Source organism: Mesorhizobium sp. M2A.F.Ca.ET.042.01.1.1, assembly GCF_003997405.1.
Classification (GTDB): domain Bacteria; phylum Pseudomonadota; class Alphaproteobacteria; order Rhizobiales; family Rhizobiaceae; genus Mesorhizobium.
This window is the reverse complement of record NZ_RZRX01000011.1, coordinates 1-13,980: the sequence shown is the minus strand read 5'-3', so window position 1 is coordinate 13,980 and position 13,980 is coordinate 1. Positions and strand designations below refer to the sequence as shown.

Here is a 13,980-nt window from a genome sequence, read left to right as displayed (position 1 = left end):
CGAGGCTAACCTTTAACACGTCGCCGCCAATGGCAAATGCCGGAGTACCTGATGATAGCAGCAATTGGGAGTGGAGTTGGCAACCTCGGGACTTCCTTGATCCGAAAGGGCCATGGGGATTCGAAATCCGAGCATTCTGGTGATGGCAAGCCGGCTGATGGCAATGATGGCAAGCCAGCTGGTGGGAATGATGGCAAGGCAGCTGGCGGGAACGATCGGGCGGATAACCGGACCGTTTCAAATGATCAACTTCAAGACAACTCACAGTCTGCAGCACAAAGTGAAGCCTTCCAAAGTATCCTGCGATCGTTCGCGTTCCAATTCGCGAACGATGCGATGGCTGAGGCCGATGAAGCTTTGGATGACACAGAAGATGCCTGACGCGGGAAATCCGGCGTGAGGTCATACAGGCCGTTATTGACGGCACAACTCCAACAGAAAAAGGAATGATCATGGCTGCAGTTGATAATAATAAAAAATCAGGCAATACCAATACCAGTAGCGCCGGCAATACCGATAAAACTAACAGTGGCACTCCCGGCAATACAAGCGGAGCTGATGCTACTGCTTTTCAGGCGCAAGTGCAGGAACTAACCAATGTTAGCTTGGAGGCGACGAAAAGGAGTGTCCAGTTGCGCACTCTAACGACCAATCTCCAGACCATCAAGAAGGCCGCCGACGAACGCGTTTCGTAATGTCGGAAGCGGGTTTTAGACTGCCCCCTAGCGCGTCTCCTTATTGACGCGACGTAGTCCCGAAATGAGCCGCATGGCAATTGCCATGCGGCTTCTATCCTGTTTGAGAGATGCTCTGTGGATGACGCCGTTTCCCTCCGTTTCGAAGTGCGTTCGGGGCACTATTGCGGTCTGACCGGCAAGACGGATCTTCAAAAGTGTTTAATCGGCAGCGGCTTCGATGCCGATTTGGTCTTTGTCGAGCAGGGACTGGCACCGCATCACCTTCGTGTAACTCTTCTTGGCAAGTCGATCGAACTGGAGGCGCTTGCACCCGGACTCAGTATCGAGGGCAACCGGAATATCGCCGCAGGCCAGTCCGTTGTTGTGCCCCTTCCTGTCGTCCTGCTCGTAGGCGAGATGTCCATTGCTTTGTCCGTGCAGGATGCAGAGCCGCCTGGTTCGACCGGCATACCGCGCCTACCGATCGGTGTGCTCGCCATGGTCATAATCAGCTCACTCGGGATCGGCGCGCTTTCAGGCACGATCTCCTATCTTGGCAATGCAAGTGGATCGAGCCCCAATTCACTTCGGGCTGAAGTCGCGTCCAGAACGATCAGTCACCGCGCTGACAATGAACTTACGGAGGCAGCGGCCCAAGAGCTGCAGGAGGAAGTCGATCGAGCGGGTCTTCTCGACGTCAAGATTGGGTCGGCAAAGGGTGTTGTGACCGCCGAAGGCACCGTCACGTCTGAATCGGTCATCAGCTGGCAGAAGCTTCAGCAATCGTTCGATCGTCGCACCAAGGGTACTCTAACACTGGTGAACGGAGTGCTCATCAAAGAGGAGAAGGCGCCATCCGCAATCGCGGTCGAAGCTGTGTGGCATGGGGTCCAACCATATATTGTCATCGACAGCGAGAAGTATTTTGTCGGCGCCATTTTGGCTGATGGATGGGTGGTCGAACGTATTGAGGACAGCCGTGTGCTGCTGAGCAGGAATGGCCGCATTGCTGCTCTCCAATATTGAAAGCTCGCAGGCCCCATCAAGCAGCACTCTATGGCCAGCCAAACATCCTGTCGCGCTCGGTGCTGACAAGCTGGCTGCGTTGGAAACATTTGCTGCCCAGCCATTTCGCGCCTGCTTGTGGCTCTCATGCAGGGTCACGCGCTGGCCAAGGCTGAGGCGCCTTCGGAGTTCGAAAGCCACGTTTCATGGCGTAACAGCAGAGTAAGTCTCAACCGATTGCAAAGGTGTCTCGATGGCCAACGTCCTGCGTGACTTCATCAAGCGTGCGCCGGCCAGCCCGGATTTAATGGTTGCGTTGATGCTGCTTCTGGCTGTCGCGATGATGGTCATGCCTATCCCGGTCGTGGTGGTCGACGCCCTGATAGGATTCAATATGGGGTTGGCCATACTGCTGATGATGGTTGCCCTGTATGTCAGTACTCCACTTGATTTTTCCTCTTTGCCCGGCGTTATTTTGATTTCCACTGTATTCCGTCTCGCGCTCACGGTCGCAACGACGCGACTGATCCTGGCCGAGGGGGAGGCCGGCAGCATTATTCATACTTTTGGCGATTTCGTCATTTCAGGCAATATCGTGGTGGGTTTCGTCATATTTCTGGTCGTCACCATGGTGCAATTCATGGTCCTCGCGAAGGGTGCCGAACGGGTGGCAGAAGTGGCGGCGCGTTTCACGCTGGATGCTCTGCCGGGCAAGCAAATGGCGGTCGACGCAGAGCTACGCAACGGCCACATCGATGCCAACGAATCCCGCCGGCGGCGCGCCGAATTGGAGAAGGAAAGCCAACTCTATGGCGCGATGGACGGCGCGATGAAATTTGTGAAGGGCGATTCCATCGCCGGGCTGGTGGTTATCTGCATCAACATGCTGGGTGGAATTTCGATCGGCCTGCTCTCCAAGGGCATGTCCTTCGGCGAGGTACTGCATCACTACACTCTGCTGACGATAGGCGATGCATTGATATCGCAGATTCCGGCCCTTCTGCTCTCCATTACTGCGGCGACCATCGTCACCCGTGTGACTGGGACGGCGAGGATCAACCTCGGTACAGAAATGGTCAGTCAGCTCACGGCCAGCACTCGAGCCTTGCGACTGGCGGCCGGCGTCCTGGTTGTAATGGGGTTCGTTCCTGGGTTTCCCCTCCCCGTCTTTCTGATGCTGGCCGCAGTGTTCGCTGCGGTAAGCATTGTCAAGGCTGATGTGCTGGGCGCCGGCACTGCCGATGCGAAAGGTGGAACTGCAGCGGAGCCTAAGCAAGCCGCGCCTGCGAAGGAATTCCCGATCGCATTTTTTCTAGCGCCAGATCTTATGCAGGCGGTCGATCAAGCCGAATTGCAAAAACATATTGGGCGCGTTTCGCTCCTGGTCACAGCCGATCTGGGCATTATCGTTCCTCGCATCCCTGTCTTGGTTGACGAGCAGCTGCCTGAATCGCAATTCCGAATTGATGTCGAGGGCGTGCCAGTCGAACAGGACGCCTTAGATCCAAACCAGATGGCGCTCCGAGCCGATGTAGCGCACGTCGACTCGAGCGGTGTCCCCCTTAGACGTGAGCCGAAAACGGACACACTCCCGGTTGAACATACCCCTGCAAAGGCCCTTACGGGCGCCGGCACGGAGCATAGGGCTCCCGGCGAACTCCTCGCCTTGCGCGTCCATGCAGCGTTGACCCGCTACGCACCGCGATTGGTGGGCATCCAAGAGACCCGACATTTCCTGGGCCGAATGGAGCAGGAATATTCTGAGCTTGTGAAAGAGGTGCTACGCACGACGCCGATTCCTCGGATTGCCGATGTTCTGCGCCGCCTCCTGGAGGAAGGTATCCCAATCCGCCACACCCGTCTCGTGTTGGAGGCATTGGCCGAATGGAGCGAGCGTGAGCAGAACGTTGCCCTGCTGACGGAATATGTCCGTTCTGGTTTGAAGCGACAGATCTGCCACCGCCATGCCAACACGGAGGGCATCGTGTCCGCCCTGGTCGTCGAGCGCGAGAGCGAGGATGTGATGCGTGGCGCGGTTCGAGATTCGGATGCAGGCCCCTATCTCGCACTGGAGGATCGGCAAAGCGAAGCGATGCTATCACAGATACGTCAGGTCCTTTCGAACGCAGAACCGGGTCAAACCCGCCCTATTCTGTTGACGTCGATGGATGTCCGACGTTTCGTCCGCGGCTTTCTGACGCGAAACGGGGTTGATCTCGCCGTGCTGTCTTATCAAGACCTCGCCTCCGACTTTACAATTCGCCCCGCAGGATCCGTCACACTCCCGCACGGATCGAACAGCGGATTGTTAGAGTAGTCCCACCTTTCCTAACTGAACGCCACGCGCCTCCCCGATAACTGAGAGATAACATGAATAGTAATACAGTTTCTCCATCGCCTATGTTTCTGCGCCGGAACTCACTTCTTTTTGCCGTACTCGCCATTCTGCCTTTGGGCGGTTGCGCCAGCTGGCAAAAGCCGGCTCTTTCCGTGCAGGAGACATCTTCCCCCGAGTTGCTCAGCGCCGATCAAATCGATCCGGCTATGCGCGAACGCATTTTGCGCGAAGTTGGTCAGGATGTTCAAGAGCGGGCTTTGCGGGATGAGGTGAAGCAGCACCCGGACAATGTTGATGCGGCGATACGACTTACAAATGCCTTGGTGGGCCAGAAGCGCCCGCACGAAGCGGTTGAGGTGCTCGACAGCGTCTTGGTTGCAGCCCCAGGAAACGTACGTGCATTGAATGCGAAGGGCGTGATTTTGGACATTGAGGGGCGGCATGACGCGGCACAGGCCCTGTATCGGCGAGCTCTCGAAAACGAGCCAGGCAATCAGATGGTGCAGCATAACTTCAATCTGTCGCTTGCCTTTAACGGCAAGTCCAAACAACCAAGGTTAGCACGATCGCAATAGGTGGGCACAGTGCATGCGCAGCCTGTTCCCCGGCTCGAACACGCGCTCGGCTCCCATCATAGATGGCCCCCTGAAGAGAGCCATATCTATGCAAAACAGTTGCTCCAGATCTGGCCGGCAGAGATCGGCAGGAGAGCCGGATGACATCACGCGGCCACCCGCAAGGCCACCCGCCTCGCTTCGTTGCCAGAGCGCCCTCTCCCTCGCCGGTCACCGTCTCGCAATGCGGCGACCTGGCTTAAGGCGGTCGACCGAGCGCCCGATGCAGTAGCCATGAATACGTAACGCAGCGATGGACCCGCCGGATCGTGTCGCGCTTGTGCTGGCCGTCCCTGCCATTACAGCACGGTGATTGTAGCTGGATCCTATTCTAGAGGCATCGATGGTGTGGATGCCTTCGATCCAAACAATCGATTTGTTGAATTCGTCCGCCTGAGGAAATTAGCTGCGGCGATCCGACTTCCGACGCCTGCAGGCGCAAAACCAACAGAGTGAGCGCTGCGGGTCCGGAGGCAGGCTGCAAAGTGCAATCACCAGCGCTGATAAGCGGCAAGTGAAGAATGTATCGCTCGGGCGACTCCTGTGTTGTGCACGGTTGCCCCGCGAGGTGAACTGTAGCAGCTTGGCAGCTCAGCGTTCACGAAAGGAGAAAAGATTTGGGGCCAAGCAAAGACCGGCTTTTTTGATTGTCTTGCTGTATCGCTATGGTGGGGCGGGCGCGACCGCTCCCATAATTCAATACGCTGCCTTTAGCGATGGACGATGACGGGATGCGTCGCCGAGACTTCAATGGTGGAGGAGCAGCGCACCCGTCGATCCATTTGCTTTCAGCGGCAACCGCCACTATGAAGCGACACTTCGCCCAACTGTGTTTCAAGCTGCCCGGAGAAGTTTATGACAGAAGAACCCCACAAGACCGACATCCTCATCGAGCTCACTGCCGATGTTGTATCAGCCTACGTCTCCAACAACCCCGTCCCGGCGGGGGAGCTTCCTGCCCTGATCGCCCAAGTGCACGGGGCTCTAAACGGCACGGCTGGACTCATACCGGCAGAAGAGCCTGTGCCTGTAAAAAAACCTGCTGTCCCGATCAAAAAGTCGATCGAACCGGACTACATCATTAGCCTTGAAGACGGCAAGAAATTCAAATCGCTAAAGCGCCATCTGGCGACGCACTATGGTCTGACCCCAGACGAATATCGCGCCAAATGGGGTCTGCCGTCGGATTATCCCATGGTGGCGCCGAATTACGCCGCTGCGCGCTCCGCCTTGGCCAAGACCATGGGACTCGGCCGCAAACCGAAAGAGCCGGAAGCCCCAGCCACGGCGCCGGCGAAACGGACCCGCAAGAAGGTCGCAGCCTAAATCCGTATCAACAGTCGTTCGGACGCGCAGCAGCCGTTGGCCCAATCTGCGCGGAATCAAAGGGCGGGGATGAGCCCCGCCTTTCCCGTCCAAGAGCCTCATTTCCAGAGTAATTCATGATGGCTCCAGCAATCCCTGCCGCGGCATTAACTTGCATGCTCCGGCCCGGGTTTCGAGCCGTCAATGCGTTCCGGCGATGACGAACCTTGCCAAGGCTTTCCCGGACCGTTAGCCAGCCTTGCTGAGGCTGCCTGCAGAGGACTTTCCCGTGCGGCGATCCTGTTCCACCTCGTAGTTGATCTTCTGGCCCTCATTAAGGGTCGACAGGCCCGCTCGTTCAACAGCGGAAATGTGGACAAAGACATCCTGACCGCCGTTGTCAGGCTGAATAAAACCAAAACCCTTCGTGCTGTTGAACCACTTCACCGTTCCAGTCGCCATATCCATTCCTTTGTAATAAGTCGCAACTTAGGCAGGCCATTCACGCCAGCCTGATTTGTACACGAGACTTTAGGCGCATCAAAATCGGAAAATTGCAAGGCCCACTCGATCGCCTGATCTCCAGCAGCAACTGCAACATATGCGAGGCGCGTGCCAGACGAGGCGTATGCCAGACGTTTCGTCGTGCGCTGTCGCTCGAACGTTGACAGAAACAATGACACACCTTGCAAACTCGGCACATCTTGTGGACGTGCTCGGGTCGCTTCTCGACTGCGATACCCGCTCCTGACCGGGTATCGTCGGCCAAAATGAGGGTTTTTGTCATGTGCCGCCAGACCGAAAGATCAGGCGCGCAGCGACCTGCACATTCAAACCGGAACCCGCGAACCTCGATTAGCTTCTGCCTGCTCCGAAGGGCGGTAGCCTGCTCTGAGGCGGGCCACTGTCGGGTTGAAAACCAACTGTCGGGTTCGGAACCCCAGATTGTCGGCAAGGTACGCGCCGCCCACTGGTTGGCCAAAGGGCACTGGCTCCTGATCCTGCCGCCATGCTCGCCCGATCTCAACCCGATCAAGACAGGTCTGCTCAAAACTCAAGGCGCGGCTGCGGAAGAAGGCGGCCAAAACTTTCGACGCTCTCTGCGGAACTCTCGGCGATATCTGCCAGCTGCTGGAGCCAAATCAAAAACCATTAATTGCGACAGGTGATTTTATGACATTCATTGCGAAGAGGCCAGAATGAACAGCGGAAGAGAGTAGCAGCTCTCTGGTCGCGGCGAGGTGGATCGTCGACACGATCGGCACCTGGCCCGTGCGGGGATCGCACCGCAGCCAGCACCAGAGCCAGACCTTGACCGCTTGCCTTGCTCAGGCGCCACAACAACGAGTGGCTGGAAGCAGATCCACGTGAACTCAGCGATATCGATCAGACGATGCTTACCCTCATGAAAGCCGATCCCGACGCTGTCCAGCGCCGCGAAATCCTGACCAGCATATGGCGCATCGGATGCCACCGCCTGCACACTCACCATCGACATGCCGGAACTCGGAACCAAAGGCCGCAAGCCTCGCCGGCCTCGGCAAAATGGAGCGGCCGCGCCTGGGCGGCCGGGCCAATGTTCGCCAGGCCCTCTACATGCCCGGCCCTTCGCCCTGCGCTTCAACCCCGACCTCAAGGCAAAATACCAGGCGCTAAAGGCGGCAGGCAAACCCGCAAAGGTCATCATCTTGTTGCGAAAGCTCCTCATCCTAGCAAACGCTCTCCTCAAGGCGCAGCGAAAATGGCCCCTAAAACCCTTGACCGAAACGGATACCTTAGCCTTTCAGGTGAGGCGGGCCGAGATAGACCAACCGCGGGTTTAACTTCGCGAGTTTAAGCTGATTATGCCGATGCAACTCTAGCGCCTGCGCGACCGTTTTAGCTTCCATCAACAAGGCGGCAGGGTGGGAGGAAGTACCCTCCCCTGCCGCGAACAAGCTTTGGACAAAGCCCCACCTTGTCCGTAATGTGATCGGGAGGCCGGGGCGCGGCGGTGCTCAGCGGATGTGACGCGCGAGATCTGCGACCCTACCCATCAGCACTTCCATCGGTCCTCGCTGGAAGACGCGCAGCCAAAGCACCGCAAAAGTGCTGATAACCACAACGAAGCCAAAGAGCGTGGACAGGCTCTCGTCTTTGAAAATGTTTATCTTCATAAGATAGGCTATTCCCGCAATGTGCAGCACATAGGCCGTCAAAGACATCGAGCCGACTGCGATTATTGGCCAGACCAGCTTTCGCAGACGCGGGAGCGCATCCACAGCGAGCATGCAAGCCGCCAAGATGATCATTGCGCAACCGGTGCTGCCCACGATCGAAAGCGTCGTTTCGCTATGAGGTGCGGCTATCCATGACGACTTGACTATAAATGACGACTTGGAAGGCTCAAAAGCGCCGTCAACGTCAGACCACCACAAGGAGGTTTCAGTCAAAGCGCGGGAACTCAGCGCGAGCAAGGATCCCCCATGGCCCAACACGGCCAGCGCGACCCCCGCCAGACCAAGGCGCCAATGCGCTGCTAGCGTATTAAGATTAAGGCGCGCGATGGCCATGCCAGCGATGAGGAAAGGAACCCAGGTCACCGCGGGATAGTAGCCGTTGACCATGAGGTTGAAGACCGGGTCGAGGAGGTTGGGGGCAACCGACAGAAGGGAGGAACGGACTTGCGGGAGAACTAATGCCGTAGCGGCAGCGATCAAGCCCAGCTGATATGCGCTGAGCCGATGGAGCGGCAATACCAACAAGAAGCAAATTCCGTAGTATTCTAGGATGACTTCGACCTGGGTACCGAGGCAGCCCAGGATTGAGCCAAGCGCGAGCAAAACAAGGGCACGAATTGCGACTCTGGCGATGGCCTGTCTACCGGCTATCCCCGACTTCGGCGCCTTGCGACCTGTAATCAGGAGGATTGAAAAACCGGCCAATACGGCAAACAGGGCCGACGGCCGCCCATGGGTTAGTTCCATCAGAAACCCGACTAGTCCTCCTTCGCCGGGGTCGGGACCGAGATGGGCGGCATACATCCCGAAGACAGCCAGGCCCCGAGCGAGGTCGATGCCGACCAGCCGATCTACTACCGACCCATTCCTAGCGTCGGCAACCGGTGCCTTCATTACCATGGTAGATTCCCTTGCTGGGTGTGTGGATCGCGGGAGCCGCGATAGGAGAGCCGGTCGGCTGCTGCCGTCGCCTCGTGAAAGGGTTCAAAACATCGCGCCATCTGGCGCATCGAGCCGGCGACAGAGCTGTTCAGCCATTAGCCTGGGGTAAGAACAACAGATCGGCTCACAAAGCCTGTGTCACGGACCTGAAAAGTGGTGTCGCGGAACCGTCGTTTTTTGCATGATGGCTAAGCCGAGAGATCCACTGCACCGACGAGAGACTCAGCGACGTTAGATATCCGATCAGTACGCCGCGGCTCCGCCGGTGACGATCACCCCGGGTGTCAAGGCCAGGGCGTAAACCTGCCATAATCTGTGGTAGTGCGCCCGCGACCAATCCGTTCGACAAAGCTCGGCGCATGGTCGAGCCAATCATATTCTTCCATGTGGCTGTTGCCTGAAAAACCGAAGACGCCGTTCGCTGGTCCAGCTGTTCCAGACCTCGGCCTGCGTCGGTCATTAGAACCGGCGCGCCTGTTTCCCAAATCAATTTGCTGATGCAGCCGCCGGGGGTCACATTGAGCAAAAGTGCCGAGGTCAGGACGGGTTTCATAGGGGCTCTTCGTTTGGCTTTGTTAACGACCCCTTTCTTGCAAGTTGTAGCTGACAGCAGCCTGAAAGCTCCCCAAATAATTCGCTGCCGCCGGTTCAGCCTATTGTCAGCTTCGACCAATAAGATGGGAGCCTTGCCCTCATACCGGAGCTCGGCAGCATGATGCGAATACTGCTCACTGAAGACGATAAGGACCTTGGAAGTGCTATGCACGATCATTTGGTGGCTGGTGGCCACGCGGTCGACTGGGCCAAGAACCTGTCCGAAGCGCGCGATTATGCAGCTGTGGTCGGCTACGACCTTATTTTGCTCGACGTTCACCTGCCGGACGGCAATGGGATCGACTATCTGCGGGAGCTGATCAAGGAACTTGAATCGGCACCGGTCATCATTCTGACAGCCTGCGATCGGATTTCGCATCGCATCGAGGGCTTCAACGCTGGAGCCGACGACTATTTGGTCAAGCCGTTCGATCTGGGGGAACTCTCAGCGCGTATCCATGCAGTGGCACGTCGCCATGGGCATTTTCCGGAGCCGCAATTTTCGGTTGGGACGCTTTCCATACAGGCAGCCGAGCGACGCCTCTTCCGCGACGGGCAGGAGGTCTACCTGACTTGACGCGGATGGGCGGTGCTCGACTACCGTCTGCCCCAGCCCTGCACGGTCGTTTCAAAAGGGAAGATCGTGGACGCGCTTTTCGGCAGACGGCGCTGATTCATACTCTAAAAGAAAATTCGGCTTCCAGTTGCCTTGGCCATGACTGCCCTTCCCGAAAGATGGGTGACAGTTCATTCCGGATAGATGGGTTACACTTTCGGCCCTTTGCAAGGAGAGCAAGGTGCCTTGGAAGGAGTGTAACGTCATGGAAGAGCGGCTGAAGTTCGTCGCCCGGCTGCTGGACGGCGAGAAGATGGCGGTGCTTTGCCGGGAGTTCGATATCTCGCGCAAGACCGGCTACAAGATCCTCACGCGCTACAACGACAGCGGCCTGGAGGGGCTGACGGACCGATCGCGGCGGCCCTATCGCCACGCCAATCAGCTTCCGTTTCAAATCGAGAAGCTGATTGTGCGCCTCAAGCAAGACAAGCCGACATGGGGTGCGCCGAAGATACGCGAGCGGCTGGCCCGGCTGTATCCGGATGTGCACCGGCCCGCGATCTCGACCGTGCATGCCGTGCTCGACCGCCGGCATGGTCGAGCGCCGCAAGCGCAGGCGCAACAGGGCGACGGGGACACCACTTTCAAACGGCTGTCGCCCTAACGATCTTTGGTGTGCCGACTACAAGGGCGAGTTCGGCAGAGAACACGGCCGGGACAGGGGATCACAAACACTTGACCGTTCCAGACCCTGGCAGTGGCGCATCGATTGACCGTTGGCTCTGTTCGTGGGCACCGAAAATAGGGCCTTCTTGGTCCTCGGCAGAGAATATGGCCCGGACGGGGGATAACAAACACTTGACCGTTCCAGACTCTGGCAGTGGCGCATCGATTGACCGTCGACTCTGTTCGCGAGCGCCGAAAATACGGACGACCCCTATGGTCAAAGTGCACTTCTGACCTGCTAGGCACTGTTCGATAACTGGAGGCACCCGCTACGGTGCCCTCGTATTTAAGACACCTGTCAGTTTCAAGCCTGGACATTGACGCGTGGCGCGGCTGCCATTCGTTGACCGCCACGTCGAATTGCCCGCCAACCAGTGTACAGCCGCCGGTGGTCACATTGAGCAAAAGTGCCGAGATCAGGAGGGGTTTCATAAGGCCTCTTCGTTTGGCTTTGTTAACGACCCCTTTCTTGCAAGTTGTAGCTGACAGCAGCCTGAAAGCCCCCAGATATTCGCTGGCGCCGGTTCAGCCTACTGTCAGCTTCGATCAATAAGGCAGGAGCCTTGCCCTCATACCGGAGCTCGGCAGCCTGATGCGAATACTGCTCATTGAAGACGACGACGACCTTAGAAGTGCTGTGCACGATCATTTGGTGGCTGGTGGCCACGCGGTCGACTGGGCCGAGGGCCTGTCCGGAGCGCGCGGTCATGCAGCTGTGGCCGGCTACGACGTTATTTTGCTCGACGTTCACCTGCCGGACGGCAATGGCATCGACTATCTGCGGGAGCTGATCAAGGGGCTTGATACAACGCCGGTCATCATTCTGACAGCCCGCGATCGGATTTCGCACCGCATCGAGGGGCTCAACGCTGGCGCCGACGACTATTTGGTCAAGCCGTTCGATCTGGGGGAACTCTCGGCACGCATCCGTGCAGTGGCACGTCGCCAAGGGCATTTTCCGGAGCCGCAATTTTCGGTTGGGACGCTTTCCATACAGGCAGCCGAGCGACGCCTCTTCCGCGACGGGCAGGAGGTCCACCTGTCTGGACGCGAATGGGCGGTGCTCGACTGCCTTCTACGCCGGCCCGGTTCGGTCGTTTCAAAGGGGAGGATCGAGCACGCGCTTTATTCATTCAATTCGGAGTTCGAGAGCAACACAGTGGAGGTTTATGTCAGCCGGCTCCGCAAGAAGATCGGCGGGGATAGAATAGCAACCGTGCGTGGCTCCGGATACAGGCTCGTGGTCACATGACGAACTCGAACAGCATGACGAGAAAGCTGATATCGTGGTTAGGCGGGGCAACGCTCCTGGTTTGGATCGCCGCCCCAACCATTGCTGCGTTCATTTTTTGCAATAATGTAAACGAAAGTTCGGATGACTTGCTCCAGGCGAGCGCAGAGTACAGAGAACCAGAGCTGATCAAGGTCTTGAATGGAAAACACGTTGATCAATACAATAACCACTTGCCAACTTATAAAAAGTACTGGACCTATCGTGAGCAGGTTATTAATAAGTACGGGGTAGTGCTTATTTCCGAACCGGAAGAGGGTCAGCAGCCCTTCCCTGATGCTCCCCTGAGTAACGGCTTTTGGGGAAACGCTGATTACCGCGTCTACACAGAGGAGATCCAAGACGGCGTGTATCATCAGTTGGCCGAACCGCTTGATGGCCGCCGTACCACAATCGCGAAGGGCGCACTTTTTGTCTTCCTTCCGACACTCGTGCTCCTGCCCTTTAGCTTAGCTGTTTGGTGGATCGTGATCCGGCGCTCGCTGCGGCCAATCGAGGTACTGCGACAGCAGATCGGATCGCGCGACGGCGGCAATCTGTCACCAATGGACTTGGGCGATTTCCCGGCAGAGTTGGCTCCAATCGCGGCATCCGTCAATCGGCTTCTCGATCGTCTGCGGGCGGCTCTCGAGGCCGAACGCGAGTTCGCCGCAAACAGTGCGCATGAACTGCGCACGCCGATCGCAGGTTCAATCGCTCAGATGCAGAGATTAGTGGCCGAGCTTCCCAATGGGTCGGCCAAAATGCGTGCGCGCGGCATCGAGCAAGCGCTGTCGAGCCTTGGCCGCCTTGTCGAAAAAGTGCTTCAGCTCGCTCAAGCCGAATCGGGGGTTGGCATGGCGGATCACGCGATCGATCTTGTCCGATCGGTTCGGCTGGAAATCGACGACCTGAGGAAAAAGCCGCAATATGCCGGACGCCTGCATCTTAACGTCGACGGCTGCACCACTTTGATGCGCAAAGTGGATGTCGATGCGTTTGGGATCCTCCTTCGTAACCTGATCGAGAATGCGCTGATACATGGACTGCCCACTGTTCCGACAACAGTTTCCGTCCAAACTGATGGAACCATCGCTATTGCAAACGCCGGACCGGTGGTGCCCCTCCCCGACCTCGAAGGGCTTACAAAGCGATTTAGTCGTGGTGCTACTCCTGCTGCGGGCTCAGGCCTTGGTCTACATATCGCTAACATGGTTATCCAGCGGATCGGTGGCAGTCTAGAGCTTGCGTCGCCCGCCCGCGGTCGCAATGATGGTTTCGAGGCGATCATACGAATTCCTCAATGACACCGGTGAATTCGACGACAGTTGGACACAGGGCGGATTGCTGGCAAGGCTGCTGACAGGGCGAACTGTACGGCAGTATGTATACGGCGTAGAAATCGTACTTCACACAACGCATTTCGGCCGCGGCAATCAATGCCGCTATCATCGTCTGAGCAGTTCGATCGAAGCGACACGACATGATCGGCAAAATCGAAGGCTCCGCCTCACCGCTCGCTCGATTTCGCCCGGGGAGAAAAAAGGCCATCCGAGAAAGTGCAAGCCGCCGCGCAAAGGCGACGTGTCCAATTGTCTGGGTGCCCCTGTGCGCCGGCCCGATCGGGTTGGCGGGGTCCAGTAAGGACCCGGACCAACCATTCCATTTAGACGACCGGCAGGTTTTAATCGGCGTCCGGATCGCCGTCCCAAAATGCCCCAAGTATACGGCTAG

Annotated in this window: 11 protein-coding genes and 2 pseudogenes; 11 read left to right on the top strand and 2 right to left on the bottom strand. The window is 57.5% G+C overall.

The window, feature by feature from the left end:
* Positions 1-51: 51 nt before the first annotated feature.
* The 6 genes from EOA23_RS03285 (at position 52) to EOA23_RS03260 (ending at position 5,960) form a co-directional block, all read left to right on the top strand.
* Positions 52-381, top strand: coding sequence for a hypothetical protein (locus EOA23_RS03285; RefSeq protein WP_081714433.1), 330 nt, complete (start codon positions 52-54; stop codon positions 379-381).
* Between the two features lie 71 nt (positions 382-452).
* Complete coding sequence (locus EOA23_RS36290; protein WP_224570034.1) at positions 453-695, top strand: nodulation protein NopA; 243 nt, start codon at positions 453-455, stop codon at positions 693-695.
* A gap of 117 nt (positions 696-812) precedes the next feature.
* Complete coding sequence (locus EOA23_RS03275; RefSeq protein ID WP_024505382.1) at positions 813-1,703, top strand: hypothetical protein; 891 nt, start codon at positions 813-815, stop codon at positions 1,701-1,703.
* 232 nt (positions 1,704-1,935) lie between these two features.
* Positions 1,936-3,999, top strand: coding sequence for a type III secretion system export apparatus subunit SctV (gene sctV / locus EOA23_RS03270; protein WP_024505383.1), 2,064 nt, complete (start codon positions 1,936-1,938; stop codon positions 3,997-3,999).
* A 53-nt stretch (positions 4,000-4,052) separates the two neighbouring features.
* Positions 4,053-4,595 (top strand): tetratricopeptide repeat protein, encoded by a 543-nt coding sequence (locus tag EOA23_RS03265; RefSeq protein WP_081714429.1) that lies wholly within the window; start codon positions 4,053-4,055, stop codon positions 4,593-4,595.
* Between the two features lie 894 nt (positions 4,596-5,489).
* Entirely contained in the window at positions 5,490-5,960 is a 471-nt protein-coding gene (locus tag EOA23_RS03260; protein ID WP_024505385.1) for a MucR family transcriptional regulator, read from the top strand.
* Between the two features lie 228 nt (positions 5,961-6,188).
* Here EOA23_RS03260 and EOA23_RS03255 read toward each other — a convergent pair whose 3' ends face one another.
* The gene (locus EOA23_RS03255) at positions 6,189-6,401 is read right to left on the bottom strand and encodes a cold-shock protein (protein ID WP_008874821.1); all 213 of its coding nucleotides are present in this window, start codon (positions 6,399-6,401) and stop codon (positions 6,189-6,191) included.
* 524 nt (positions 6,402-6,925) lie between these two features.
* Here EOA23_RS03255 and EOA23_RS36285 point away from each other — a divergent pair.
* Positions 6,926-7,142 (top strand): annotated as a pseudogene (locus EOA23_RS36285) (transposase); the annotation flags it as partial.
* 794 nt (positions 7,143-7,936) lie between these two features.
* On the opposite strand, the gene EOA23_RS03250 reads toward EOA23_RS36285, so the two are convergent.
* A complete protein-coding gene (locus EOA23_RS03250) occupies positions 7,937-9,058 on the bottom strand; it encodes a DUF418 domain-containing protein (RefSeq protein ID WP_024505387.1) in 1,122 nt (373 codons plus the stop codon).
* A 754-nt stretch (positions 9,059-9,812) separates the two neighbouring features.
* Between EOA23_RS03250 and EOA23_RS03245 the strand changes: the two genes are divergently transcribed.
* The 4 genes and pseudogenes from EOA23_RS03245 to EOA23_RS03230 all read left to right on the top strand — a co-directional run bounded on the left by EOA23_RS03245 (position 9,813) and on the right by EOA23_RS03230 (position 13,553).
* The gene (locus tag EOA23_RS03245; RefSeq protein ID WP_224570033.1) at positions 9,813-10,271 is read left to right on the top strand and encodes a response regulator transcription factor; all 459 of its coding nucleotides are present in this window, start codon (positions 9,813-9,815) and stop codon (positions 10,269-10,271) included.
* Positions 10,272-10,515: 244 nt separating this feature from the next.
* A pseudogene (locus EOA23_RS03240) lies at positions 10,516-10,948 on the top strand (helix-turn-helix domain-containing protein); the annotation flags it as partial.
* A gap of 620 nt (positions 10,949-11,568) precedes the next feature.
* Positions 11,569-12,228, top strand: a complete 660-nt coding sequence (locus EOA23_RS03235) for a response regulator transcription factor (RefSeq protein ID WP_024505389.1) — start codon at positions 11,569-11,571, stop codon at positions 12,226-12,228.
* Positions 12,225-13,553 (top strand): HAMP domain-containing sensor histidine kinase, encoded by a 1,329-nt coding sequence (locus EOA23_RS03230; RefSeq protein ID WP_126063917.1) that lies wholly within the window; start codon positions 12,225-12,227, stop codon positions 13,551-13,553. Before EOA23_RS03235 ends, EOA23_RS03230 begins: the two co-directional genes overlap by 4 nt.
* Positions 13,554-13,980 lie beyond the last annotated feature (427 nt).